Below are 23,849 nucleotides of genomic sequence, written 5' to 3'. Positions count from 1 at the left end.
ATGACGGACGCCAACGCCAACCGCCGCCGCGTGCGCACGGCCCTGTCCATCGCCGCGATCGTCGCGGTATGGGCGCTGGCCGCCGCCATCGCCCAGTCCCCCACCCTGCCCGGCCCGGCAGCGGTGCTGGCCGTGGTGGTGCGGGAGGCGGAGTCGGGAGCCCTGTTGCACCATCTGGGCATCACGCTGTGGCGCGTCGCGGCGGCCTTCGTGCTGGCCTTCTTCATCGGGGCGGCGGCCGGGCTGCTGATGGGCCGGTCCCGCTTCGCGGACGAGGTGCTGGGGCCGTGGCTGACCCTGGCGCTGAACATCCCCGCCCTGGTGGTGATCGTACTGGCCTATGTCTGGCTGGGGCTGACGGAGGCCGCGGCCATCACCGCAGTGGCCATCAACAAGATCCCCAACGTCGTCGTGGTCGTGCGCGAGGGCGCCAAGGCCATGGACGAGAAGCTGATCGAGATGGGGCGCAGCTACCGCCTGTCCCGGCTGGACATGCTGCGCCATGTGCTGCTGCCGCAGCTCCAGCCCTATCTGCTGGCCGCCAGCCGGTCGGGCCTGGCGCTGATCTGGAAGATCGTGCTGGTGGTGGAGCTGCTGGGCCGCAGCAACGGGGTGGGATTCCAGATCCACCTCGCCTTCCAGCTTTTCGATGTGGCCCTTTTGCTGGCCTATGCCTTGTCCTTCGTCGTGGTCGCCCAGGCGATCGAGCTTTTCCTGTTGAGCCCATTGGACCGTCATGTCGCACGCTGGCGCACCACCGCTGCTGAGGCTTGAGGTCGCCCGCAAGACCTTCCCCGCGCCCGATGGCAAGGGCCGGACAGAGGTTGTGCGCGGCCTGTCGCTGGAGGTGCGCCCGCGGGAGATGGTGGCCCTGGTCGGTCCCAGCGGCTGCGGTAAGACCACGACCATGAACATCATCGCCGGGCTGGACCCCCATTTCGAGGGCAGCCGGACCCTGACCTGCCCCGATGGCGGCGTTCCGGTGCTGGGCAGCATGTTCCAGGAGCCGCGGCTGCTGCCCTGGCGCACCGTGAAGCAGAATATCGAGCTGGTGCTGGAGAAGCCGCGCCGCGGCACCGGCATCGCCGAGCGCTGGCTGGAGCATATGGGCATCGCGGAGGCGGCGGACCGCTTTCCCGGCCAGATTTCGCTGGGCATGCAGCGCCGCGCCGCCATGGCCCGCGCCTTCGCCGTGGAGCCGGCCCTGCTGCTGCTGGACGAGCCGTTCGTCAGCCTGGACGAGCCCACGGCCCGCCGCCTGCGCCGCCTGCTGGTGACCACGCTGGCGGATCGCGGCTGCGCCGCCCTGCTGGTCACGCACAATCTGCGCGAAGCCATCGAGCTGGCCGACCGTATCCTGCTGCTCTCCCCCGGCCCGACCCGGGTGATGGAGGAGATCACGGTGCCCGGCCGGCGGGAGAGCCGCACCGAACAGGATGTGGAAGCCTTCCGCCGCACCCTGATCGAGCGGCCGGAGCCGGTGTTCCGGCTGATCGCCTGAGTGCTTGTTAGCTTAAGCCTTACCCTTCGCCCGCCCCGGCCTTGCGCGGCATCAGCCCGCGTGCCGGGTTGTAGGCCCAGAAGGACAGGCCCAGGAACACGGCCATGGACAGCAGCACCCAGCCGAGCGACTCCCACGCCACCTGACCATATAGCGCGAAGCGGATCACCTCCACCGCATGGGTGAAGGGGTTCACCGAGCAGATCTGCCAGAGCAGCTCCGACGATTCCCGCATCCGCCACAGCGGGTAGAGCGCGCTGGACAGGAAGAAGGTCGGGAAGATGACGAAGTTCATCACCCCGGCGAAATTCTCCAACTGCTTGATGGTGGAGGAGAACAGCATGCCGATGCTCCCCAGCATCAGCCCGGTGACGACCAGCGCCGGCAGTACGGTCAGATAGCCGATGGGCGGGACCACGATATCGAACAGCGCCGCGATCAGCAGGAACGCGTAGACCTGCAGGATCGACACCGCCGTACCCGCCAGAAGCTTGGATGCCAGCAGGAACTCCCGCCGGAGCGGACTCACCAGCAGCAGCCGCATGCTGCCCATCTCCCGGTCATAGACCATGGAGAGGCTGCTCTGCATCCCGTTGAAGAGCTGCACCATCCCGACCAAGCCGGGCAGTATGTACGTCTCGTAGGTGATGTAGGTCTCATAAGGCGGCTGCACCGCGATGCCGAGCGCCGCCCTGAACCCGGCGGCGAAGACCAGCAGCCAGACCAGCGGGCGGACCAGGGCGGCCACGAACCGCTCCCGCTGGTGCACGAAGCGCAGCACCTCCCGCACCAGCACGGCCTGCAGGGCGCGGAGGTAGGAGATCATGCTCATGCCGCACTCCGCCCGATCAGGGTGTGGAAGGCCTGGTTCAGCGATCCGGCCTCGGTCCGCGCATTGACCTCCGCGACCGGGCCGGTGGTCAGTATCTGGCCCTGGTGCAGCACCACGACCTGATCGTCCGGCCCAACCTCGTCGATCAGGTGGGTGGCCCAGAGAACGGCGACGCCATCGTCGCGGCAGATGGCATGCACATGATCCACCAGCGCCCGGCGCGACGGCACGTCCAGCCCCACCGTGGGCTCATCCAGGATCAGCAGGCGGGGATGATGCAGCAGCGCGCGGGCCAACTCCACCCGACGGCGGTGGCCGCCATTCAGGGCGCGCACCCGGTCGTTGGCGCGCCCGTCCAGCTCGAACTGGATCAGGAGCTGACGGATGCGGGCCTTCGCCTCCCCCCTGGGCAGGCCACGGAGGCCGGCGGCATAGGTCAGGTTCTGGGTGACGGAGAGGTCCAGGTCCAATGTGGGCTGCTGGAACACCACGCCCATGGCGCCCAGCGCCTTCAGCGGCTCCTTCGCCAGCGAATGGCCGCAGACCAGCACCTCTCCCGACCCGGCATCGAACAGCCGGGTGATGACCGAAAGCATGGTCGACTTGCCGGCGCCGTTGACGCCCAGCAACGCCGTGAACTGGCCGGGCTGCACACTGAAGTTCACATCGCGCAGGGCGAAGCCCCTGCCGCCCGGGCCGCCCTTGTGTCCGAAGCCGACATTGCGGAGTTCAAGCGCTGGAACCGTCATTCACGCACCACCACGCCCCAGGGATAACGCCCCACCGGGATGGACTTTAAAACCTTCAGCGCCTGGACATCCACCACGGAAACGTCGTTGCTGACGCCGTTGGTGGTCAGCAGGCGGGTTCCATCCTTCGTCATGTCCATGTGCCAGACCCGGCGGCCCACCAGAAGATAATCCTTCACCTCGTATGTGGAGGTGTCCACCGCCGCCACATGGTTCGCCGGGCCCAACGCCACGAAGGCGGTCTTGCCGTCCGGCGTCAGCTTCATGCCCACGGGCTGGATCTGGTCGGGTCGGACGCCGCGGATTTTGAACTCGATGGTGTGCTTGGGCTGGCGGGTGGCGACGTCGATGACATGGACAGTGCCGCCGATCTCAGAACTCACCCACAGCTCCTTGCCGTCATCGGTGAACTCCGCATGGCGCGGGCGTGCGCCGACCAGGGTGTTGTCCACCAGCGCCTTGGTCCGGGTATCGATCCAATGGACCATATTCGTGGTCTCGGAGGTATTGACGGCCCAACGCCCGTCCGGGCTGACGGCCATGCCTTCCGGTTCCACCCCGACATCCACCTGATAGCTGACCGTGCGGCTTTCCACATCCACCACGGTGACGACGTTGTCATCCTCGTTGGAGATGAACAGGGTCTTGCCGTCGGGGGCCAGGGCGAACTGTTCCGGATCGTCCCCGCTCGGTAGATTGTGCAGGATCTTCCCGCTCTCCAGGTCCAGCACCTGGACCGTATCGTCGTCGCTGGCGCAGATGAACAGGTGCTTGCCGTCCTTGGACAGGGTGATGCCCCGCGGCCGCATGCCGACTTCGATCGTGTCCACCACCTCCATCGTCGACAGGTCGATGACGCTCAGCGTGTTGTCCCGCTCATTCGACACATAGGCGAAGGGCGTGGCCGCAGCCGGCGCGGCGAACCCGGCAAGCAGGGCAAGGCAGAGGATGGCGGGCGCGCGCATCTGGCGTCTCCGGGCAGGTGGGACGGCGAACCGGCAGGCTAAGGTCGGCCCAGTTGCAGGGCCATTGGACTAAGGAAGTATCCGCAGCCGGTTTCCAAGCGGTTCCGCAGGTTTGGCGCGGGGTGAACCGGTGGGCCGCCAAACCATTGAGACCAAAGTGCAATAAATCGCTCCCGCCGCCTCGGCTAGCATGCGCCGGCTTGTGACAGGCCCTGGAGGGGTGCGCCTGTACCCCTCCAGGGCCCACGATCTGGACAATGATCATCCAAGGGATTGGCCCATGCGAACCCGGACCCGACTGACCCTTCTCCTCGCTGGCGCGATGACCGCCGGCAGCCTGGCCCTGGGCGGGACCGCCTTCGCCCATGGCGATGTCACCCCGCAGGCGGTGGACACCACCGGCCTGCCGGACCTGGGGGAGGAGTGGGTGGAGGCCAACCCGTTCCGCGGCAATGCGCGGGCGATCGAGATCGGTGCATCCGCCTACAACCAGAACTGCGCGCGCTGTCACGGGCTGGGCGCCATTTCCGGCGGCATCGCCCCCGACCTGCGCTATCTGGAGCCGGGCGACAGCGGCGACGAATGGTATGTGGAGCGGGTGAAGAACGGCGCCGTCCGCGACGGCAAGGTCTATATGCCGAAGTTCGGCGACACGCTGGGGCAGGAGGCGCTCTGGGCCATCCGCGCCTGGCTGGAGACGGTTCCCGCCGATTGAGGAGCAGGCCCATGCACCGCCGCGCCCTGTTGAAAGGCCTGCTGGCCGGCGCCGCCGCGATCGCCATGGCGCGTCCGGGCAGCGGCGGCGCCGTTTCCCTGGACACGGTGGTGAAGCGGGGGCGGATGACCATCGCGGTCTACCGCGACTTCGCCCCCTGGTCCTGGCGCAAGGACGGCGTCCTCACCGGCATCGACGTCGATCTGGGCCGCGCCATCGGCGAGGGGCTGGGCGTCGCGGTCGACTTCATGGAACTGACAGCGGACGAGAATGTAGAGGACGACCTCCGCAACGCGGTCTGGAAGGGCTCCGTCGTCGGCCAGCCGCCGGCCGACCTGATGATGCATGTCCCTTTCGACCCCGCCTTCTCCCAGCGCATCACCGAAGCCGTGATCTTCGGCCCCTACCATCGGGAGCGGTTCGTCATGGCCTGCGATCCGGAGCAGGCCGACTGCGCCGGCGGGATCGGCGGGCTGGAGGGCAACTCCATCGGGGTGGAGATCGACAGTGTCCCCGACTTCTACCTGAGCGGCAGCTTCAACGGCCGGTTCCGGAGCAAGCTGGTGCACTTCAAGACGCCGGACCTCGCCGTGGCGGCCATGCGGAACGGCGAACTTCCCGCCGTCATGGCGTCCCTGGCGCAGATCGAGCACGGGCTGGGCGAGGCCAGGTCCAGATACGAGGTCGGGACCATGCCCTTGCCCGGCCTGTTCCGCCCCACCTGGGAGGTCGGGATGGCGGTCAAGGAGGATGGCCGCGACCTCGCCTACAAGGTGGCGGACATCGTGGCGGAGCTGGACCGGAATGGAAAGCTGGCCGCGATCTTCGCGGCCCACGGCATCACCTACAGCTCCACGGTGCCGGCATGACCAGGGCGGGGCGCAACCGGACCATGCTTGCGGCCACGCTGCTGCTGGCCGGTGCGCTCCGCGCCGTGCCGGCACAGTCGGCCGACCCGCTGAACTCCCCGATGTGGGAGTATCTGCGGGGGATCTACCTGCCGGGCGAGGTGGTCTTCGACGAGCGGGTGAAGGTCTCGGCCCCCGGCGCGGCGGAGGATGTCTTCAACGTCCCCGTCATGGTGGATGCCAGCGGGCTGGAGGGGGTGGAGGAGATCGTCGCCATCGCCGACCTGAATCCCATCCCCCACATCCTGACCTACCGGCCGGAAAAGGCCGCCCCCATCATCGGCTTCCGCTTCAAGGTGCAGCAGGCCACGCCCGTCCGGGCCGCCGTTCGCACCGCCGACGGCGTCTGGCATGTGGGCAGCGCCCATGTGAATGCGTCCGGCGGCGGCTGCACCGCCCCTGCCCTGGCCCATGCCGACACGGGCTGGCAGCGCCATCTGGGGGAGATGCACGGCCGTGCCTGGAGCGATGGGGAGCAGGTCCGCCTGCGGGTGCGGGTGCGCCATCCCATGGATACCGGGCTGGCGGAGGGCATCCCCGAATTCTTCATCGACCGCATGAGGGTGACCGGCGCCGATGGGCAGGTCATCGGCACGATCCAGCCCTTCGAGCCGGTGAGCGAGAACCCGCTGATCACGCTGGTGGCCGACGCCGATGCGGCCGGCAGCGCCCTGCGCGTCTCCGGCCGGGACAACAACGGCAACGAGTTCGACGGCACGATCCCCGTGTCGGAGGCGATGCGGTGATCCGCCGGCCGCACCATACGCCCCCGCCCTTCGCGGCCGTGGCTGCCGCTGCCGCGGTGCTGCTGGTCGCATTCCTGCACGCCAGCGCCGCCCTTGCCCAGGGCCTGTCCTATCAGCTCACCCCCCGGCAGGTCGCGCCGGACACCTGGGTGGTCGAGGGCAAGGCGGAGCATTTCACCAGGGCCAATGGCGGCTTCATCCTGAACCCGGCCTTCATCGTCACGGATGAGGGTGTCGTGCTGTTCCAGACCGGCCCGTCCCGCCGATTCGGGGAGGATCTGCGCAAGGCGATTGCAACGGTCACCGACCGGCCCGTGGTGCGGGTCTATGTGCAGAACCTGCACCCCGACTATTTCCTGGGCAACCAGGCCTTCAAGGATGCTCCCATCGCCGCCCTGCCCGGCACCATCGACGGCATCAAGGCGGAAGGTCAGGCTGTACTCGGCAACATGTACACCATGCTGGGCGACTGGATGCGCGGCACGGAGATGCTGGTTCCGACGGAGGCGGTGGAGCCTGGAGCCGTGGAGATCGGCGGCCACCGGCTGCGCCTGATCCAGCTCTCCGGCCACACCGATGCCGATCTGGCCGTGTTCGACGAGACCACCGGCGTGCTGTTCGCCGGCGGGCTGGTCTTCAGCGACCGCGCCCCGACCACGCCCCATGCGGAGATCGGGCCTTGGCTGGCGGCGCTGGACGAGCTGGAGACGCTGCCCGTCAAGGTGCTGGTGCCGAACCATGGAGCCGTGCGCGCCGACAAGGCCGCCATCGCCCAGACCTGCGACTACCTGATCTGGCTGCGCACCACCCTGGCGGATGCGGCGGAGCGCGGGCTGGACATGCCGGAGGTCATGGCCACCCCGATCCCGGAGCGGTTCCGCGGCATGGGCGTGGTGGAGGAGGAGTTCGTCCGGTCCGTGGCGCATCTGTATCCGGAGATGGAGCTGGCCGCGCTGCCGCCGCTTCGGTGACAGGGGCTGAAATGTCCGACCGGCGATTTGTACTAAGGTCCAATTGTTCCCTACCGCACCCGCCGTAGACTACCCAGCACCGGTCAATCCAATCCTGACCTTGCCAAGTAAAACTCCGGCCCGCTGCTTGATGCGCTGCATCACCACGTCTGGACACCGGCATCATCGCTGACGCGCGATAAAGAAGGGGAGAGATAACGCTATGAAGCGCTTTCTGTTGACGACGTGCGCATTGTTGTGTCTTGCGGCCTCGCCGGTGCTGGCGGCCGGGCCGACCAACGACGATCTGGTCAAGGATGCGCAGACCACGGGCGATGTGCTGACCTACGGCATGGGCTACGAGGGGCAGCGATACAGCCCTTTGAAGGCCCTGACCCCGCAGAACGTGTCCAAGCTGGTGCCGGTCTGGTCCTTCAGCTTCGGCGGGGAGAAGCAGCGCGGCCAGGAAAGCCAGCCGATCATCCATGACGGCACCATCTACGTCACCGGCAGCTACAGCCGCGTCTGGGCCGTGGATGCCCGCACCGGCGAGGAGAAGTGGGAGTACAACGCCCGCCTGCCCGACGGCATCATGCCCTGCTGCGACGTGATCAACCGCGGCGTCGCCATCCTGGGCGACACCGTCTATTTCGGCACGCTGGACGCCAAGCTGGTCGCCCTGAACAAGGACACCGGCAAGGTGAAGTGGTCCAAGAAGCTGGAGAACTACGAGGAAGGCTACAGCTACACCGCCGCGCCGATGATCGTGAACGGCAAGATCATCACCGGCACCTCCGGCGGTGAGTTCGGCGTCGTCGGCAAGGTCGAGGCGCGCGACGCCGAGACGGGTGAGCTGATCTGGTCCCGGCCGGTGATCGAGGGGCACATGGGCACCCTCAACGGCAAAGAGAACGGGATGACCGGCAAGCTCAACGCCACCTGGGAAGGCGATGCGTGGAAGACCGGCGGCGGTGCGACCTGGCTGGGCGGCACCTACGATCCCGAGACCAACCTGATCTACATGGGCACCGGCAACCCGTCCCCGTGGAACAGCCATCTCCGCCCGGGCGACAACCTCTACACCTCCTCCACCCTCGCCATCGATCCGGACACCGGCGTCATCAAGTGGCACTTCCAGAGCACCCCGCATGACGGCTGGGACTATGACGGCGTCAACGAGTTCATCCCGTTCGACCTGAAGAAGGACGGCAAGACCATCAAGGCCGGCGCCAAGGCCGACCGCAACGGCTTCTTCTTCGTGCTGAACCGCGAGAACGGCCAGTTCATCAGCGCCACCCCCTTCGTCTCCAAGGTCACCTGGGCCAAGGGCTATGACGAGAAGGGCCGGCCGATCTATGTGGACGAGAACCGGCCCGGCAACCCGATGGCAGCCGAAAAGGGCAGCTCCGTCTTCGCGGCCCCCGGCTTCCTGGGCGGCAAGAACTGGAACCCGATGGCCTACAGCAAGGACACCGGCCTGTTCTACGTTCCCTCGAACGAGTGGGGCATGGACATCTGGAACGAGCCGATCACCTACAAGAAGGGTGCGGCCTATCTGGGCGCCGGCTTCACCATCAAGCCGCTGTACGAGGACCATATCGGCGTCCTGCGCGCCATCGACCCGGCCACCGGCAAGATCGCCTGGGAGTACAAGAACAAGGCCCCGCTGTGGGGCGGCGTCCTGACCACGGCGGGCAACCTGGTCTTCACCGGCACGCCGGAGGGCTATCTGAAGGCGTTCGACGCCAAGACCGGCCAGGAGGTGTGGAAGTTCCAGACCGGCTCCGGCGTGGTCGGCACCCCGGTCACCTGGGAGATGGATGGCGAGCAGTATGTGGCGGTCGTGTCCGGCTGGGGCGGCGCCGTTCCGCTCTGGGGCGGCGAGGTCGCCAAGAGCATCAACACCATCAACCAGGGCGGCTCGCTCTGGGTGTTCAAGGTGCCGAAGGCCTGAATAGCCTCGCCACCATAAACCAGACGAAATCATGGGGCCGGCGAAACGCCGGCCCCATTTTGTTGCTCGACGATGGTTACAGGCCTGTTATAAGTTCCAGTCGAAGAGAAAGGGCGCAGCAATAAAACTGCCCTCACTACCTCGGGAGGTACCCCAATGGGCAAGGTGCTGATCTCCGACGACCATGCTCTGGTCCGGGATGGCCTACGCACCGTACTCGCGGTAACTTTCGACAAGTGTGAACTTTACGAAGCTTCCGACCTCGACGAGTCCATGCGGATGCTGGACCGCGAGAAGGATTTCGATCTGGTCCTTCTGGACCTGAACATGCCGGGCATGAACGGCTTCAGCGGTCTGACCGACATCCGCACCCGCTTCCCGGCCGTCCCCGTGGTGATCGTCTCCGCCTCCTGCGACCGCCGCCTCGTGCGGGAGGCGCTGGAGCATGGCGCCGCCGGATTCGTGCCGAAGGCCCTGGCCCGCGGCGCCATCGCCGCCGCCCTGCGCAGCGTACTGGCGGGCGACGTCTTCACCCCCGACCTGGAAGGGCTGGAGGAGCCGGCCGCTCCCGCCCCGGCCGCGCAGACCGAGGAGGAACGCACCATCCTCCGCAAGATCGACAGCCTGACGCCGCAGCAGCGCCGCGTGCTGGAGTTGATCGTCGCCGGCAAGCTGAACAAGGAGATCGCCTATCTTCTGGACGTGACGGAGACGACCGTGAAGGCCCATGTCTCCGCCATCCTGCAGAAGCTGGAGGTCTACAGCCGCACCCAGGCCGTGATCCTGGCCAACCGCGTCAACTTCACCCCCCAGCAGCCCCAGCCCGACCGGGCCCTGGCGCGGGCCTGACGGCTTGTTGCTTTATGTTAGCCCTGATTGAAATGCCATTTCAGAGAAAATAGGAACGTTTCACAATGGCGATATCTCATCCAGGCGAAAGTGCGCACTCTTTATAAAACTATACCTTATGCTTGGCGAATAAAAACGCCCCCACTCCTGCCATAGTGATAGTACATAACGCGATAGATTTAGCGGCAATATTTCGCCGCGAAATGTTGTTGTCAGCACTCATTTCTTTACTGATCTGAGCAAACTGAATATATACTGATCCCGCATTGACTAGGGCACGAGAAATATCAGTCCTCGCAGCATCACTTTCGGCATTTTTTGCCAAATGAGCCAGTGCTTCCGACATGCCCTTCACGGATTCGGAGATATTTGACAGCGCTGCCGCCTGAGTTCCTTTAGCGCCAGATACAACCTCACTAAGAGATTTTAGAGATTCTATTGCCATCTTGGAAAAATCTGGAAATATCTCAACAATTGTCTTAAGCTGTGTCTCCGTTATCTTCCGCTCGCCTGCCTGTGATAGTATCTTTAGGACATCTTCTCTTTCTAAGGAAGAGAGTTCTACAATCCCAGAAGCTTCCTTAATTTTCTCTATTCTGCATAGTAACTTTCCAGTTCTGGTGAATGGCACTGCCTCGGCAGAATAACTGCGAATAAATTTACGCGAAAGAGGTATGCGCACTCTCTTTCAAAATTTCGCCCGCGATGCTGACTTCTAAAATGAAATGCGAACTCCGCCCTCAACTCAGCAACTGTGTGATCAGCGCCCGGAGCTGGGCCGGCTTCACCGGCTTGGTCAGCAAGGGCAGGCCGTGGGCCTGCACCTCGTCATGCACGTCGGCGGTGCGGTTGGCGGTGATGACGATGCCGGGCACCTTGTGGCCGCAGGCTTGACGGACCCGCTGGATTTCCATCACGCCGAGAGCGCCCTCCTCCAGATGGTAATCGGCGACGACCACCTCGGGCCGCCCGCCGAGATCGCGCAGGCGGGCGACCGCCTCCTCTCCACTCATCGCGACCGTGACCTCGCACCCCCAGCCGCGCAGCAGCGCGCTCATCCCGTCCAGGATCGCAGCCTCGTTGTCGATGACCAGCACCCGAGCCCCGGTCAGCGGGCTGTAGGGCACCGCCGGCTTGGCCAGGGGCCGGCACTTGGCCGTCGCCGTTCCGCCCAGGGGCACGGTGACGGAGAAGGTGGAGCCGCGCCCCAGGGTGGACGTCACCTCCACCGGATGGTTCAGCATGCGGGCCACGCGCTGCACGATGGCAAGGCCCAGCCCCATGCCGCGGTCGCGGATATGCCGGTCGGTTTCCAGCCGGCGGAACTCCTCGAAGATTTCCGTCAGCTTGTCCTCCGGAATGCCGGGGCCGGTATCCACCACCTCCAGCCGTAGCTGGCCGGCCATGCGCCGGCACCCAACCAGCACCCGGCCGGAGCGGGTGTAGCGCAGCGCGTTGGAGATGAAGTTCTGAAGGATGCGGCGCAGCAGCCGCATGTCGCTGCGGACCACCACGCCCGAACTGACGAAGCGCAGGTCGAGCCCCCTTTCCTTCGCCACCGGCGCGTACTCGGCCGCTAGCGCCCCCAGCAGGGCCGAGATCGGGAAGTCGTCCGGCTGGGCGGAGACGGCGCCCGCATCCAGCTTGGAGATGTCCAGCAGCGCCTCCAGCAGATCCTCAACCGACAGCAGCGCCGAATCCGTCTTCTCGATCAGGGTCTTCGGCTCGGGCGGAAGGTCCGCATCCGTTAAAGCGGAGACGAAGAGCCGGGCCGCGTTCAGCGGTTGCAGCAGGTCGTGGCTGGCGGCGGCCAGGAACTTGGTCTTGGAGAGGTTCGCCTGTTCCGCCGTGGTCTTGGCCACGCGCAGCGCCTCCTCCATGGCCAGGCGCTCGCGGATTTCCTGGTGGAGCTGGGTATTCACCTCCGTCAGCGCCGCGGTGCGGTCGGCGACGCGGCGCTCCAGCCCCTCGTTGGCCTCCTTCAGGGCTTCCGCCGCCCGGCGCCGCTCCGTCACGTCCTGGATCAGGGAGAAGAAGCCGATAACGATGCCATCCGGCCCGAAATGGGGAACATAGGTGGCGTGGCCGTAACGCTTGCCCCCGCCCTGCCCCGGCCAGCCAAGTTCGAACTCCGTTTCCTTGCCAGACATGACGGTCCGGATGTGCGGCTCCCGCCAGTCGTAAGCCTTCTTGCCCAGCAGCTCCCGCATCGTCAAGCCGACGATGTCGTCCCGCCCGAACAGATCGCGGTAGCGCCGGTTCACGAACCGGTAGGTCTCGCCTGCATCCACATAGGCGATCAGGGCCGGGATGGTGTCGGTGATCAGGCGGATGCGCTGCTCCCCGTCGCGCAGGGCCTGCTCGATCCGCTTGCGCTCGGTCATGTCGGTGTAGGTGGTGACGAAGCCGCCGCCCGGCATGGGATTGCGCCGCAGCTCCAGCACCCGGCCATTGTGCCAGGCCTGCTCCACCGTCAGGCTGCCTGCCCCGTCGGAAAGGTCCACGACCTCCGCCGGGAAGCCCTGGGCGCCCAGGCTGGCATTGTGGCGCAGGAAGTCGTGATAGGTGGCGCCGGCATGCACCACATCCTCCGGCAGTTCCAGCAGCCGGACGAACGGCCCGTTCCAGGCCACCAGCCTGAGATCCCTGTCGTACACCGACACGCCCTGGGGGATATTATCCAGCGTGGCCTGGAGCAGCGCCGACTTCTCGGCCAGCACCTGCGCCCGCTCCCGCGCGTCATGCTCCTTGACATCGGTGATGTCGGTATAGATGCCGACGGTGCCACCCTCCGCCGTGCGGCGCTCATTGATCTGAATCCAGCGTCCGTCGGACAACGGATGCACATGGCTGCCGCTTGCGGATGCGTGGAAGCTCAGCCGTTCCGCTACCCAGCGTTCCGGCGCGCTGCGGGCCTGGAGCACGCTCTTGCTCGATGCCGCCAGTCCAGCGATCTCCCCGAAGCTAAGCCCCGGTTTTATATATTCAGCGATGGAGGGCCAGAGCTTCAGATAGGTGCGGTTGCACATCACCAGCCGGTCGTCGCGGTCGAACAGGGCGAAGCCCTCATTCACCGCCTCGATGGCTTCCTGCAGGCGCAACTGCGCTTTCTCTGCCGCTTCCTTGGCAGCGCCCAGGGCGGCATTGGACACCTCCAGCTCCCGCAGGGTCTCCTCGAGCTGCTGGGTGCGTTCCTTCACCTTGGTTTCCAGGACGATGGCCGTCTGGAACAGGGAGAAGGCGTTGCCCTGGAAGTCCATGCTGCGCTCGACCCGGTCCATCAATGCCTTGTTGATGCGGCGCAGCTTGTAGACCTCGCGCTCCAGCTCCTGGATGCGGGCCTCTTCCGGACTGAGATCGTCCTCGATCATGTGGATGGCGGACATGCGGCACCAATGGCCAGACCGGTGAAGGTCTGGTTCACATGCATGGCGTTGTACTGTTCCCCGTAGGTGCAGAAGCCCATCACATTGTGGCGGGCCAGCACGCCGGACACGACCTGCTTGAGCTGCTTCTGCTCGATCTCCAGGGAGCGGAAGACGCAATCGAAGCCCAGCACCATCTCGGGCGGACCGATCTGCTCCGTCACCCGGCGGAACAGGTCCTCCAGGTTCTGGACGATGTCCACCCCCTCCGCCACCGTGAGCACGATGCCCTCGTCGATGGCGCAGAAGAAGGTCAGGCTCTCATCCTCATTCACCTTCTGGATGGCGCGGACATAATATTCGCCGCCGGTCCGGACCACGACCGGGTGGGCGGCGAAGATCATGGGCGTCAGCGGCTCCCCCTCCAGCCCGACCATGCGGGCATATTCCTTGGCCGCCGGCTCCGCATTGATCTCGGTGACGATCCGCGCCGCCGGGTCGGCCTGGGTCACCACCATCTTCTTGTCGGTATGGACGAAATGCTGGTTGCGGAACACCTGGAAGGGACGGGTGGTGGACAGCATCAGCAGCAGGGCCGCATCCTCGTGGAAGCGCCCCTCATGCAGCACCCAGGTCTTCTTGAACTCCAGATCGTCGCCGGCCGAGCCGCCGATCAGGGGCACGTCGCCCAGCGCGTCGTAGAGCGCGCTGACGATCAGCTCCTCCCGCACGCAGAGCCCGTCGACCAGGAACACGCCCAGCGGCTTGGCGCCCGGCCCCAGCTCCGCCGAAGCGCGCTCAAGCCTGTCCATGACGGCGCGGGCCGCCGGCTTGGCGTCCCCGATCTCGAAGGCGCTGACCCGGTCCAGCCGCTCCACCGCCGCGGCGAAATCACCGCGCGGAAAGGCGACGCCGGTGATGGAGCCGGACAGGTAGCCCAGCGGCGTCAGCTCCCCGGCCGAGGTGCAGCCCACCACGGGCACGTCGCCGAACCGGCGCGCCAGCCCCCCGGCCAGCCGCTCAAGCTCGAAATGGCTGGAGCAGAAGACCAGCACCAGCGCCAGATCCGTATCCGCGCCGCCGTCCGTCAGCCCCCGATAAATCTCCGCGGCCGCAGCATCCGCATCCGCCGCCTGGGAACAGGCTTGGCGAAGCGGCCGGCCGCCATTCACTCGCATCCTCTCGGCCCCCGAATTGGCGGGAATATCGCTGTGCATCCAGCGCCGTTGTCCAAATCTACGCCGCACGCCCTGCCAATGCCAGCATGGGCGGGACAGCGCCCGATTAGACATTAGTCGCATTCAATCTCCGCGCCGGGACGCGATACTGAAATCCCATCGACGAAGCCCCACCGGACGAGGGAAATCCATTGCCTGGACCGCTCCGCCCGCTTCTGCTCCTCCTTCTCCTGCTTCCGGGCATTTCGCCAGCCGGGGCCGCGGAAACCGTGCGCATCGGCTTCCTCGGCGTGCAGGAAGCCCCCCGGCAGAGCCTGTCCTTCACCGATCCCGTCATCCGTGACGGCGGGCTCCAGGGGGCGCGGCTGGGGGTAGCCGACAATGACACCACCGGCCGCTTCATGGGCCAGGATTTCGAACTGGCGGAGGCCATCGCCGATGAGGGCGGCAGCGCGGTCGAGGCCGCCCGCGAACTGCTGGGCGGCGGGGTCAGGCTGATCGTGGCCGACCTGCCGGCGGATGCGCTGCTGGAGGTGGCGGCCCTGCCGGAGGCGCAGGACGCCCTGATCCTGAACGCCCGCGCCAAGGACGACCGGCTGCGCCGGAACCAGTGCCGCGCCAACCTGCTGCACACCATGCCCAGCCACGCCATGCTGGCCGACGCGCTGGGCCAGTTCCTGACCGCGCGCCAATGGATGGACTGGTTCCTGGTGGAGGGACAGGGGCCGGACGACAAGGGCTTCGCCGACGCCCTGCGCCGCACGGCGAAGCGGCTGCGCGCCGATGTCGTCGTCGACAAGAAATGGACCTTCGACGTCGGCAACGCCCGCACGGACGACGGCTTCACCAATGAGCGGGATGTGGTGAAGACCTTCACCCAGGGCTCCGACTACGACGTGCTGCTGGTCGCGGATGGGGAGGACCGGTTCGGCGATTACCTCAGCCACCGGACCCACCGCCCCCGCCCCGTCGCCGGCACCCAGGAGCTGGTGGCGACCAACTGGTCCCGCGCCTTCGAGTCCTGGGGCGGAACGCAGCTCCAGAACCGCTTCCTGGAACAGGCCGGCCGGCCGATGGCGGAACGGGACCATGCCGCCTGGGTGGCGGTGCGGGCCGTGGGCGAAGCGGCGACCCGGACCAAGAGCACCGATCCGGCTGATCTGGCCGACTTCATCCGCTCCCCCGACTTTGCCCTGGCGGCCTTCAAGGGGCAGGCGCTGAGCTTCCGGCCCTGGGACGGCCAGCTCCGCCAGCCCATCCTGATCGCCAACCCGCGCATGCTGGTCGGCATCTCCCCCCAGGAGGGCTTCCTGCATCCCCGGACCCCGCTGGACACGCTGGGGGATGACGAGGCGGAGGGGCTGTGCAAGGCGGGGTGAGGTGCCACTCGATGTCGGCCATGCTCACCGCGTGACCGACCTGCGTATCGCCGTGTCGGTCGGACGGGCAATACCTTACGAGAACCGCCGGTACACGAATTCCGGCGCGTCCCCGGCGCTTTCCCGCTCCGCCACATTCACCAGCTCCGCATGGTGCGGGGACTTGGCGCAGGCCGGGTCGGTGGCGGCGGCGTCGCCGGTCAGGGCCAGGGCCTGGCAGCGGCAGCCGCCCCAATCCCGCTCCTTGTGCTCGCAGGAGCGGCAGAGCTCCGGCATCCAGCTTGTGCCGCGGAAGCGCTGGAACGCCTCCCCTTCCGCCCAGATCGTGGCGAGGCTTTCCTCCTCCACGCTGTCGAAGCGCATGTCGGGAATCACCTCCGCCGCGTGGCAGGGCAGCACCTTGCCGGCCGGGCTGACGGTGATGAAGCGCTGGCCCCAGCCGCCCATGCAGGCCTTGGGCCGGTGGGCATAGTAGTCCGGCACCACATAATCGATCACCAGCCGGCCCTTCAGCTCCGCCCGCGCCGCATTCACCACCTCGGTCGCGCGGTCGAGCTGGGCGCGGGTCGGCATCAGGGCGGCGCGGTTCTTCAGGGCCCAGCCGTAATACTGGACATGCGCCACCTCCAGCCGGTCGGCGTCGCAGGCCAGCGCCAGCTCGATCATCTGCTCCAGCCGGTCCAAATTCTGGCGATGGACCACCGCGTTCAGGGTCAGCGGCAAGCCGGCCGCACGCACCCGCGCCGCAGCGGCCATCTTCTTGGCGTGCGCTCCTTTCATGCCGCCGATCCGCTCGGCGGATTTCGGCTCCGCGTCCTGCACGCTGATCTGCACATGGTCCAGCCCGGCCGCGACCAGCGCGTCCAGCCGCGCCTGATCCAGCATCACGGCGGAGGTGATGAGGTTGGTATAGAGCCCGGCCTTGGCCGAATGGCTCACCAGCTCCTCCAGGTCGCGCCGCACCAAGGGCTCCCCGCCGGAGAAATGGATCTGGAGCACGCCCAGCGCCGCGGCCTGGTCGATCACCCGCCGCCATCCTGGGGTCCCCAGCTCCTGCCCCGCCCGCGCCATCTCCACGGGGTTGGAGCAGTAGGGGCAGGCCAGCGGGCAGCGGTGCGTCAGCTCCGCCAGCAGGGCCAGCGGCGGCGCCAGAGCGGGCTTTGCGTGGGTTTTCTCGGCCTCCGGCCGGGGGAGCATCACGTTCATGCCGTCACCATCCCCTTGTCCATCAGGTCCTGAAGCAGTTCGCGCACGTCCGGCGCGACCTCGGCCGGATCGGCCTCGTATTCCGCGGCCAGCGCGCCGACGATGCCGCTGAACGTCTCCTCGCCGTTGCAGCGCTGGAGCACGGCGGCGGCGATCTCATCCAGGTTGAACACCCGCTCCGGCCCCAGCAGGACCCAGCCCTGCCGGGCGGCGTCGAAGCGCAGCTTGGCATGCCGTGGCAGGCGGGGCCGGCTGTCCTCGACCAGTGCCGCCATGGCTCAGCGTCCCGCCGGATCGAAGGCTCCGGGCGGGATATGCCCAGGGGCCACATAGGCGTGGTACAGCGCGTCGAGCTGCGACCACAGCACGTCGCACTTGAAGGCGAGCGCGTTGATCACGGCCTGCTGCTGCTCCGGCGTGCGTGCCTCCCGCTTCACATAGGCCAGGGCGAAATCGGCATCGCGCGGGGCCTCGGTCAGGCGGTTGTTGAAATAGGCCAGGGTCTCCTTGGTGACGAAGTCGTAGTTCGCCAGCATGCCGGAAACACGGTTCTGGATGATGCCGGGGCTGAACAGCTCCGTCAGGGAGGATGCCACCGCCTCCAGCACCGTACGGTCCCGTACGAAGTGGACATAGGCGTCCACGGCGAAGCGGGTGGCGGGCAGCAGGCCCCTCAGGCTTTCCACATAATCCCGATCCAGCCCCAGCCCGCCGGTCAGCATCAGCCAGCGGGCAATGCCGCCCTCCCCCGGCTGGCTGCCGTCATGGTCGATGATCCGCTGGCGCCAGACGCGGCGGTCCGCCGGGTCCTCCAGCCGCGCCAGGACATTGGCGTCCTTGATGGGAATCCGGCTCTGGTAATAGAAGCGGTTCAGCGCCCAGGCCTGCACCTGCCCCTTGTTCAGCTCACCGCCATGCAGCATCCGATGGAACGGGTGCAGATGGTGGTACCGGCGCGCGCCGAGATCGCGCAGCCGCTCCTCTAGCTGGGCGGGAGACAGCATTTCCGTCATGGCGTTACCTCCATCCCGTCCCGCGCAACCTCCCAGCCGGCCGCGCGCACGGCCGCGTACTGGGGGCTGTCCTCCAGCAGGATCGGGTTCGTATTATTGATGTGGATGTAGATCTTGCGGGCGATGCCCAGCCGCTCGAACGCGGCCATCGACCCGTCCGGGCCGGAGATGGGCAGATGCCCCATGCGCCGGCCGGTCTTGGTGCCGACCCCGGCGTCCCGCATCTCCTCGTCATGCCAGACGGTGCCGTCGAAGAAGACCAGCGGCGCGCCGGGGATCCGCCCGGCCAGCTCCTCGCTCACCTCGGCGCAGCCGGGGATGTAGAAGAAGCTGGACGTTCCGTCCGACACCTCCAGCCCCACCGTATGCCCGCCCACGGCGGCCAATTCGGGGGCGGCGCCCTCCAGATACAGGGCCACCTTGCCCGGCACCGGGAACATGCGGATGGTCAGGCCGGTCGGCCCTTGCCCGCCCATGATGGGCTGCGCCACATCCAGCGGCATGCGGCAGCGCTCCACCAGCTCATGGTTCAGCACGCCGAACAGGCTGTTGGCGCGCAGCACGTCGTGGATGTCGTCGGAGGCGTAGAGGGTGAAGCGGTGCCCCTCCCGCAGATTGATCAGCCCGGCGACATGGTCGACATCGCCGTTGGTCAGCAGCGCCGCCCCGATCGGGCTGTGCCGCAGCCCCTCGCGCGGGTGCAGCGCCGGGGTGGCCAGCATCTGCTGGCGAAGGTCGGGGGAGGCGTTCAGCAGCACCCATTGCCCGCCATCGGCGCTGACGGCCAGCGAGGACTGGGTGCGGGGTACGGCGAGCGGGTCGCCGGATCGTGCCCTGCGGCAGGGTCCGCAATTGCAGTTCCACTGCGGGAAACCGCCGCCGGCCGCGGCGCCTAGAACGATGATCCGCATGCTACGGCTCTCCTTTCTGCGCGCGACCGGCGGCGGACCGGCTCACACCTCGGCGCAGGCGTAGCAGTTGATCTCGCAGCCCACGGAGATTTCGACGACCTTCGGCTTGGTCCACTTCTTCATGACGCTTCTCCCAGTTCTGTTGTCCGCCGCCAGGATGACGGCACTGGGAAAGCCTATCGGGTCGAGGGCCAGAGGATTATCTATGCGTGCCATAGCCTATGGCTGCCATAGGCGCAGCTCGATGCTGGAGGCTCGGCCGGGTCCGGGGGCAGAAGCCTACCCCTCTCCGCTCACCCGGCGGATGGCGTCGGACGCGGGCCGAAGAAGACCACCCAGGTGGTGAAATCGTCGCTGAACTCCTCAAAGCGGTGCTCTGCCCCCGCCGGCACATACAGCACGTCTCCAGGCGCGAACGCACACCGCTCTCCCGCGCAGACGAACGTGCCCGTGCCGGAGTGAACGATATAGGCCTCATCGCGCTGATGGGGCTGCTGCGGATCGGTGCCGACGGGTCGGTAAAAGCCGATATCCCCCTGGGCATGGTCCAGCAGCCGCGCATAGCGGCTGGAATTGTCCGCCAGGGCCATGGCGTCTTCGGCCTTAGTCCGCTGCATGATGTCCTCCCGCAGTTCCGTTCATCCAGTCTCCGCTGGAAGGAATGACGGGACAAGACAGGCGGACGCCGGGCTGGCCTGCCTTACGCGCCGAACAGGGACGGGCGCTGATCGGGCACGGGGCGGCGCGGGCAGTCGGGGCGGAGGAAGGGCGGCGTGGCTTCCACCGTCGGCAACTCCACCTCCTCCGCCGCTTCCTTCAGGATGGCGAGGAACCGGGCATAGAGATCGACCCGCAAGGTCTGCGGCGGGGCCAGCGCGACCAGACGGCGCTCCGGCATGTCGACGCGGTAGAGGCGGACATCATAGTCCTGGGCCGGGCCGAGCTTCGCCGCCAGGGCCGGCACCAGAGCCACGCCGGCCCCCGCATCCACCATGGACAGGGCAACCTCGTAAGTGCGCGTCTGGCACAGAACCTGGTGCCGCGGCAGGTGGTCCCGATACCATTGCTCCACCCGCCGGCTGCGCTGGGTGCCGAAATTGAACTGGATACAGTTGTTCAGGATGCGCAGATCGGCTTCCGTCAGGTCGCGCTCCGGCACCTCGACTTCCGACAGGTTCAGGCGGCGCGGGACGGCAAGCACCTGCGGATCGGTCAGCAGATCGACCTGTTGGAAGGAGGCGCTGGTGGAAGCGACGGAGTTTCCCCCCAGGATCGCCATATTGATGCGCCGCCCATACAGCAGCTCCATAGCTTCGGCCGGCGCTACCTCATGGATGTCGATTTCCACGCCGGGCATCAGGGCCGCCGCCTTCACCAGGGCGCGCGGCATGATGGTGCGCCCCACCGAAGTCAGCATGCCGATGGAAATGATGCCGCGCTGACCCTGGCCGAACTCCCGCATACCGGCCGTCGCCTCGTCCACATTGGCCAGGATCGCCTCGGCCTTGCGCAGGAAGAAACGGCCGGCGTCGGTCAGTTCCATGCTGTTGTTGATACGGGTGAACAGCTTCGTGCCTGTCTCCTCCTCCAGTTTCGCCAATTGCTGGGACATGGAGGGTTGGGCGAGGCCCAGGATTTTGCTGGCCTTGGTCAGGCTGTCGGCATGGGCGATGGCCCAGAAGATCTCCACCTGCCGCAACGTCATCATCTCGGGTGCGCCTCCCAGCGCGTGTGCCTTGTCCATGGTCCGGCGGCACTTTTCGTTCCTACCATGATGATGGCGTCCGCCGGCCCACAAGGAAATAGAACGAAGGTCCACCCCACCTGGCCGAGTGCGGACACAAAAAAGGCCGCCGGTGGCAGCCGGCGGCATAGGGACGGGCAATGGCCAGGAGGAAGGTCCTAATGAACGCCATCACCCCGTGCAGGAGGCCCAAGGGCGAGGAGATCCTCGGCCTCCGCATCACTGAAGACCCGCCCGCGGGTCAGGAAGCGCATGCCCTCCGGCGCTTCCAGGGAGAATCCGGCCCCGCGGCCGGGCACCGCGTCGATGATCAATTGGGTGTGGGACCAGTACTCGAACTGGGCGGCCCCGATATAGACCGGGCAACCGGCGATGCGCCCCAGGAAGACGTCGCTGCCGCCGACCTTGAACTCCCCTGCCGGGTAGCACATCGGGGCGGACCCGTCGCAGCACCCGCCCGACTGGTGGAACATCAGCTTCCCATGGATCGCCTTCAACCGCGCGATCAGCTCTTCCGCGGCAGGCGTTGCGACGACGCGCTCGACCATGGGTCTGCTCCCGGTTTGCTGCCAGTAGGCGAGAGCCATAGGTCGGATCAATCCGAAGGCGCCGATCCGACACAGCGGTGCAGAACTGTCACCACCATGTCGGATCATCGCCAAGCCCGATCCGACCTACGGAACGGCGCGGCTTAGAAGAAGCCCAGCGCCTTCGGGCTGTAGCTGACCAGCAGGTTCTTGGTCTGCTGATAGTGGTCCAGCATCATCTTATGGGTCTCGCGACCGATGCCGGACTGCTTGTAGCCGCCGAAGGCCGCATGGGCCGGGTACATGTGGTAGCAGTTGGTCCAGACGCGGCCGGCCTGGATTTCACGGCCGAAGCGGTAGGCGCGGTTGCCGTCGCGGCTCCACACGCCCGCGCCCAGCCCGTACAGGCTGTCATTGGCGATGGAAAGCGCCTCCTCGTCGGTCTTGAACTTCGTGACCGACACGACCGGCCCGAAGATCTCCTCCTGGAAGACGCGCATCTTGTTGTGGCCTTCCAGGATGGTCGGCTGCACGTAGAAGCCCTCTTCCAGCTCGCCGCCCAGATGGGCGCGGGCACCGCCGGTCAGGACATTCGCCCCCTCGCCGCGGCCGATGTCGATGTAGGAGAGGATCTTCTCCATCTGATCATTGCTGGCCTGGGCGCCGATCATGGTGGTGGCGTCCAGCGGGCTGCCCTGCTTGATGGACTGAACGCGGGCGACGACCTTCTCCATGAAGCGGTCGTAGATCTTCTCATGCACCAGCGCGCGGCTGGGGCAGGTGCAGACCTCGCCCTGGTTCAGGGCGAACATCGCGAAGCCTTCCAGGGCCTTGTCCAGGAAGTCGTCATCCTCGGCCATCACGTCGGCGAAGAAGATGTTCGGCGACTTGCCGCCCAGCTCCAGCGTAACCGGGATGATGTTCTCGGAGGCGTACTGCATGATCAGCCGACCGGTGGTGGTCTCACCGGTGAAGGCGATCTTGGAGATGCGCTTGTTCTGGGCCAGCGGCTTGCCGGCCTCGATGCCGAAGCCGTTGACGATGTTCAGCACGCCCGGCGGCAGGATGTCGGCGATCAGCTCCGCGAACACCATGATGCCCATCGGGGTCTGCTCGGCCGGCTTCAGCACGACGCAATTGCCGGCGGCCAGCGCCGGGGCCAGCTTCCAGGCGGCCATCAGGATGGGGAAGTTCCAGGGGATGATCTGACCGACCACGCCCAGCGGCTCATGGAAATGGTAGGCGACCGTATCGTGGTCGATCTCCGCCAGGCTGCCTTCCTGCGCGCGGACACAGGCGGCGAAATAGCGGAAATGGTCGATGGCCAGCGGGATGTCCGCGGCGGTGGTCTCGCGGATCGGCTTGCCGTTGTCGACGGTTTCGACCAGCGCCAGCAGGTCGAGGCGCTCTTCCATCCGGTCGGCGATCTTGTTCAGCAGCGCCGCGCGCTGGGCGACCGGGGTGCGGCCCCAGGCATCCTTCGCCTTGTGGGCGGCATCGAGCGCCAGCTCGATGTCCTCGGAGGTGGAACGGGCAATCTGGCAGACAACCTTGCCGGTGACCGGCGAGATGTTGTCGAAGTAGCGGCCCTGCACCGGGGGCACGAACTGGCCGCCGATGAAGTTGTCGTACTTGGAACGCAGGGCGACGCTCGACTTGAGCTTCTCGAGGGCTTGGTGCAGCACGGCAATCTCCCCAGCAGCACGGTTGACGGACCGGCCCCTCCCGGGCCTTGGACCTGACTGTCGGTCCGCAGCCCCTTCCCCGTAAATTCGACTTTCTGACAAGCCGCCTTCCAGCCCCCGGCGGCGCCGTACCGCCGGTCGGGGCTTTACCCCACCATAGTCGCATTGCGATACTGGCGAGGGTGGAGATGCAATCCACTGGGGTTCTGCGCCTCTGGGCCGACGGGCGTACCGCCGCCGCGCCGGTGACAGCGGCAGGATCGCCGCGCATGCTGCGCACAACGACAAGTCAAGGGAGGATTGAGGATGCACAAGCTGGTGGCACTCTACGGACACCCGAAGGACCCCGCCCACTTCAAGGATTATTATGAGCGGGTGCATGTGCCCCTGGCGCAGAAGATGCCGGGCCTGCAGGCCCACCGCTTCAGCTACGACGTGGCGGCCGTGGGCGGCGACAGCCCCTATTTCTGCATCTTCGAGGGGGAGTTCGCAGACGCGGACGCGATGAACAACGCGCTTTCCTCACCCGAGGGGCAGGCCGTGGCCGGCGATATCTCCAACTATGCCAGCGGCGGGGTCACCCTGCTTCACTACAGCGTCTGAGCGGGCGGGGACGGGAACCTGCAACACTCCTCCTCCAGGACGGTTGGTGCACTGCCAACCTGTCCTGGA

The 23,849-nt window shown here is 66.6% G+C and carries 25 protein-coding genes; 10 read left to right on the top strand and 15 right to left on the bottom strand.

Annotation, left to right across the window (positions count from 1 at the left end):
- Positions 1 to 774, top strand: a complete 774-nt coding sequence (locus DOL89_RS03595) for an ABC transporter permease (RefSeq protein WP_119677912.1) — start codon at positions 1 to 3, stop codon at positions 772 to 774.
- Complete coding sequence (locus DOL89_RS03590) at positions 737 to 1,501, top strand: ABC transporter ATP-binding protein (protein ID WP_119677911.1); 765 nt, start codon at positions 737 to 739, stop codon at positions 1,499 to 1,501. Before DOL89_RS03595 ends, DOL89_RS03590 begins: the two co-directional genes overlap by 38 nt.
- A 19-nt stretch (positions 1,502 to 1,520) precedes the next feature.
- On the opposite strand, the gene DOL89_RS03585 is transcribed toward DOL89_RS03590, so the two are convergent.
- From DOL89_RS03585 to DOL89_RS03575, 3 genes are read right to left on the bottom strand one after another with little or no spacing between them, the layout of a single operon-like run.
- Positions 1,521 to 2,327, bottom strand: a complete 807-nt coding sequence (locus DOL89_RS03585) for an ABC transporter permease (RefSeq protein ID WP_119680218.1) — start codon at positions 2,325 to 2,327, stop codon at positions 1,521 to 1,523.
- Positions 2,328 to 2,329: 2 nt separating this feature from the next.
- Positions 2,330 to 3,082 carry an ABC transporter ATP-binding protein gene (locus DOL89_RS03580; protein WP_119677910.1) on the bottom strand — a complete coding sequence of 251 codons (753 nt, stop codon included), beginning with the start codon at positions 3,080 to 3,082 and terminating at the stop codon, positions 2,330 to 2,332.
- The gene (locus DOL89_RS03575) at positions 3,079 to 4,047 is read right to left on the bottom strand and encodes a PQQ-dependent catabolism-associated beta-propeller protein (protein WP_119677909.1); all 969 of its coding nucleotides are present in this window, start codon (positions 4,045 to 4,047) and stop codon (positions 3,079 to 3,081) included. The genes DOL89_RS03580 and DOL89_RS03575 overlap by 4 nt, the downstream gene beginning before the upstream one ends.
- 280 nt (positions 4,048 to 4,327) lie before the next feature.
- Between DOL89_RS03575 and pedF the strand changes: the two genes are divergently transcribed.
- The 6 genes from pedF (at position 4,328) to DOL89_RS03545 (ending at position 10,169) form a co-directional block, all read left to right on the top strand.
- Complete coding sequence (gene pedF / locus DOL89_RS03570) at positions 4,328 to 4,762, top strand: cytochrome c-550 PedF (protein ID WP_119677908.1); 435 nt, start codon at positions 4,328 to 4,330, stop codon at positions 4,760 to 4,762.
- Positions 4,763 to 4,773: 11 nt separating this feature from the next.
- Positions 4,774 to 5,631 (top strand): substrate-binding periplasmic protein, encoded by an 858-nt coding sequence (locus tag DOL89_RS03565; protein WP_119677907.1) that lies wholly within the window; start codon positions 4,774 to 4,776, stop codon positions 5,629 to 5,631.
- On the top strand, positions 5,628 to 6,416 hold the full coding sequence (locus DOL89_RS03560) for a quinoprotein dehydrogenase-associated SoxYZ-like carrier (RefSeq protein ID WP_205574629.1): 789 nt from the start codon (positions 5,628 to 5,630) through the stop codon (positions 6,414 to 6,416). The genes DOL89_RS03565 and DOL89_RS03560 overlap by 4 nt, the downstream gene beginning before the upstream one ends.
- Entirely contained in the window at positions 6,413 to 7,387 is a 975-nt protein-coding gene (locus DOL89_RS03555) for a quinoprotein relay system zinc metallohydrolase 1 (RefSeq protein WP_225889868.1), read from the top strand. The genes DOL89_RS03560 and DOL89_RS03555 overlap by 4 nt, the downstream gene beginning before the upstream one ends.
- 202 nt (positions 7,388 to 7,589) lie before the next feature.
- Entirely contained in the window at positions 7,590 to 9,320 is a 1,731-nt protein-coding gene (locus tag DOL89_RS03550) for a methanol/ethanol family PQQ-dependent dehydrogenase (RefSeq protein ID WP_119677906.1), read from the top strand.
- A gap of 156 nt (positions 9,321 to 9,476) precedes the next feature.
- Positions 9,477 to 10,169 carry a response regulator gene (locus DOL89_RS03545; RefSeq protein WP_119677905.1) on the top strand — a complete coding sequence of 231 codons (693 nt, stop codon included), beginning with the start codon at positions 9,477 to 9,479 and terminating at the stop codon, positions 10,167 to 10,169.
- A 109-nt stretch (positions 10,170 to 10,278) separates the two neighbouring features.
- On the opposite strand, the gene DOL89_RS24740 is transcribed toward DOL89_RS03545, so the two are convergent.
- The 3 genes from DOL89_RS24740 to nosP are packed head-to-tail and all read right to left on the bottom strand — an operon-like array spanning position 10,279 to position 14,751.
- A complete protein-coding gene (locus DOL89_RS24740) occupies positions 10,279 to 10,851 on the bottom strand; it encodes a hypothetical protein (RefSeq protein WP_162937308.1) in 573 nt (190 codons plus the stop codon).
- Positions 10,852 to 10,909: 58 nt separating this feature from the next.
- On the bottom strand, positions 10,910 to 13,555 hold the full coding sequence (locus DOL89_RS03540) for a NahK/ErcS family hybrid sensor histidine kinase/response regulator (protein WP_119677904.1): 2,646 nt from the start codon (positions 13,553 to 13,555) through the stop codon (positions 10,910 to 10,912).
- Positions 13,537 to 14,751 carry a nitric oxide-sensing protein NosP gene (gene nosP, locus DOL89_RS03535; protein ID WP_119677903.1) on the bottom strand — a complete coding sequence of 405 codons (1,215 nt, stop codon included), beginning with the start codon at positions 14,749 to 14,751 and terminating at the stop codon, positions 13,537 to 13,539. The genes DOL89_RS03540 and nosP overlap by 19 nt, the downstream gene beginning before the upstream one ends.
- A 230-nt stretch (positions 14,752 to 14,981) precedes the next feature.
- On the opposite strand from nosP, the gene DOL89_RS03530 reads away from it, so the two are divergent.
- A complete protein-coding gene (locus DOL89_RS03530; RefSeq protein ID WP_225889867.1) occupies positions 14,982 to 16,091 on the top strand; it encodes an ABC transporter substrate-binding protein in 1,110 nt (369 codons plus the stop codon).
- A gap of 75 nt (positions 16,092 to 16,166) precedes the next feature.
- Here DOL89_RS03530 and pqqE read toward each other — a convergent pair whose 3' ends face one another.
- The 9 genes from pqqE to adh all read right to left on the bottom strand — a co-directional run bounded on the left by pqqE (position 16,167) and on the right by adh (position 23,177).
- Positions 16,167 to 17,297 carry a pyrroloquinoline quinone biosynthesis protein PqqE gene (gene pqqE / locus DOL89_RS03525; protein ID WP_205574628.1) on the bottom strand — a complete coding sequence of 377 codons (1,131 nt, stop codon included), beginning with the start codon at positions 17,295 to 17,297 and terminating at the stop codon, positions 16,167 to 16,169.
- On the bottom strand, positions 17,294 to 17,572 hold the full coding sequence (gene pqqD, locus DOL89_RS03520; RefSeq protein WP_119677902.1) for a pyrroloquinoline quinone biosynthesis peptide chaperone PqqD: 279 nt from the start codon (positions 17,570 to 17,572) through the stop codon (positions 17,294 to 17,296). Before pqqD ends, pqqE begins: the two co-directional genes overlap by 4 nt.
- Before the next feature lie 3 nt (positions 17,573 to 17,575).
- Positions 17,576 to 18,310 carry a pyrroloquinoline-quinone synthase PqqC gene (pqqC, locus tag DOL89_RS03515; protein ID WP_119677901.1) on the bottom strand — a complete coding sequence of 245 codons (735 nt, stop codon included), beginning with the start codon at positions 18,308 to 18,310 and terminating at the stop codon, positions 17,576 to 17,578.
- A complete protein-coding gene (gene pqqB, locus DOL89_RS03510; protein WP_119677900.1) occupies positions 18,307 to 19,221 on the bottom strand; it encodes a pyrroloquinoline quinone biosynthesis protein PqqB in 915 nt (304 codons plus the stop codon). The genes pqqC and pqqB overlap by 4 nt, the downstream gene beginning before the upstream one ends.
- 42 nt (positions 19,222 to 19,263) lie before the next feature.
- Positions 19,264 to 19,437 carry a pyrroloquinoline quinone precursor peptide PqqA gene (gene pqqA / locus DOL89_RS25355; RefSeq protein ID WP_205574627.1) on the bottom strand — a complete coding sequence of 58 codons (174 nt, stop codon included), beginning with the start codon at positions 19,435 to 19,437 and terminating at the stop codon, positions 19,264 to 19,266.
- 77 nt (positions 19,438 to 19,514) lie between these two features.
- Positions 19,515 to 19,838: a cupin domain-containing protein gene (locus DOL89_RS03500; RefSeq protein ID WP_119677898.1), complete on the bottom strand. Its 324-nt coding sequence runs from the start codon at positions 19,836 to 19,838 to the stop codon at positions 19,515 to 19,517.
- 83 nt (positions 19,839 to 19,921) lie between these two features.
- Positions 19,922 to 20,965, bottom strand: coding sequence for a LysR family transcriptional regulator (locus DOL89_RS03495; RefSeq protein ID WP_162937307.1), 1,044 nt, complete (start codon positions 20,963 to 20,965; stop codon positions 19,922 to 19,924).
- 158 nt (positions 20,966 to 21,123) lie between these two features.
- Entirely contained in the window at positions 21,124 to 21,513 is a 390-nt protein-coding gene (locus DOL89_RS03490; protein WP_119677896.1) for a DUF779 domain-containing protein, read from the bottom strand.
- A 143-nt stretch (positions 21,514 to 21,656) separates the two neighbouring features.
- A complete protein-coding gene (adh, locus tag DOL89_RS03485) occupies positions 21,657 to 23,177 on the bottom strand; it encodes an aldehyde dehydrogenase (RefSeq protein ID WP_119677895.1) in 1,521 nt (506 codons plus the stop codon).
- A 306-nt stretch (positions 23,178 to 23,483) separates the two neighbouring features.
- On the opposite strand from adh, the gene DOL89_RS03480 reads away from it, so the two are divergent.
- The gene (locus tag DOL89_RS03480; protein WP_119677894.1) at positions 23,484 to 23,780 is read left to right on the top strand and encodes an EthD family reductase; all 297 of its coding nucleotides are present in this window, start codon (positions 23,484 to 23,486) and stop codon (positions 23,778 to 23,780) included.
- The last annotated feature ends 69 nt before the right edge of the window (positions 23,781 to 23,849 follow it).

It is taken from the genome of Indioceanicola profundi, from assembly GCF_003568845.1.
Classification (GTDB): Bacteria; Pseudomonadota; Alphaproteobacteria; order Azospirillales; family Azospirillaceae; genus Indioceanicola; species Indioceanicola profundi.
The sequence above is the reverse complement of the archived record's forward strand: the minus strand, read 5'-3'. Positions and strand labels throughout refer to the sequence as shown.

Coding starts and splice junctions, on each gene's coding strand:
- DOL89_RS03560 (WP_205574629.1), top strand. CDS start 5,628: ATGACCAGGGCGGGGCGCAACCGGACCATGCTTGCGGCCACGCTGCTG.
- DOL89_RS03495 (WP_162937307.1), bottom strand. CDS start 20,965: ATGGACAAGGCACACGCGCTGGGAGGCGCACCCGAGATGATGACGTTG.
- DOL89_RS03580 (WP_119677910.1), bottom strand. CDS start 3,082: ATGACGGTTCCAGCGCTTGAACTCCGCAATGTCGGCTTCGGACACAAG.
- DOL89_RS03595 (WP_119677912.1), top strand. CDS start 1: ATGACGGACGCCAACGCCAACCGCCGCCGCGTGCGCACGGCCCTGTCC.
- DOL89_RS03565 (WP_119677907.1), top strand. CDS start 4,774: ATGCACCGCCGCGCCCTGTTGAAAGGCCTGCTGGCCGGCGCCGCCGCG.
- DOL89_RS03550 (WP_119677906.1), top strand. CDS start 7,590: ATGAAGCGCTTTCTGTTGACGACGTGCGCATTGTTGTGTCTTGCGGCC.
- DOL89_RS03590 (WP_119677911.1), top strand. CDS start 737: ATGTCGCACGCTGGCGCACCACCGCTGCTGAGGCTTGAGGTCGCCCGC.
- pqqB (WP_119677900.1), bottom strand. CDS start 19,221: ATGCGGATCATCGTTCTAGGCGCCGCGGCCGGCGGCGGTTTCCCGCAG.
- DOL89_RS03490 (WP_119677896.1), bottom strand. CDS start 21,513: ATGGTCGAGCGCGTCGTCGCAACGCCTGCCGCGGAAGAGCTGATCGCG.
- DOL89_RS03575 (WP_119677909.1), bottom strand. CDS start 4,047: ATGCGCGCGCCCGCCATCCTCTGCCTTGCCCTGCTTGCCGGGTTCGCC.
- pqqC (WP_119677901.1), bottom strand. CDS start 18,310: ATGACGGAAATGCTGTCTCCCGCCCAGCTAGAGGAGCGGCTGCGCGAT.
- pqqA (WP_205574627.1), bottom strand. CDS start 19,437: ATGGCACGCATAGATAATCCTCTGGCCCTCGACCCGATAGGCTTTCCC.
- pqqE (WP_205574628.1), bottom strand. CDS start 17,297: ATGAACGTGATGCTCCCCCGGCCGGAGGCCGAGAAAACCCACGCAAAG.
- nosP (WP_119677903.1), bottom strand. CDS start 14,751: ATGCACAGCGATATTCCCGCCAATTCGGGGGCCGAGAGGATGCGAGTG.
- DOL89_RS03500 (WP_119677898.1), bottom strand. CDS start 19,838: ATGCAGCGGACTAAGGCCGAAGACGCCATGGCCCTGGCGGACAATTCC.
- pedF (WP_119677908.1), top strand. CDS start 4,328: ATGCGAACCCGGACCCGACTGACCCTTCTCCTCGCTGGCGCGATGACC.
- DOL89_RS03585 (WP_119680218.1), bottom strand. CDS start 2,327: ATGATCTCCTACCTCCGCGCCCTGCAGGCCGTGCTGGTGCGGGAGGTG.
- DOL89_RS03545 (WP_119677905.1), top strand. CDS start 9,477: ATGGGCAAGGTGCTGATCTCCGACGACCATGCTCTGGTCCGGGATGGC.
- DOL89_RS03480 (WP_119677894.1), top strand. CDS start 23,484: ATGCACAAGCTGGTGGCACTCTACGGACACCCGAAGGACCCCGCCCAC.
- pqqD (WP_119677902.1), bottom strand. CDS start 17,572: ATGGCGGCACTGGTCGAGGACAGCCGGCCCCGCCTGCCACGGCATGCC.
- DOL89_RS03540 (WP_119677904.1), bottom strand. CDS start 13,555: ATGTCCGCCATCCACATGATCGAGGACGATCTCAGTCCGGAAGAGGCC.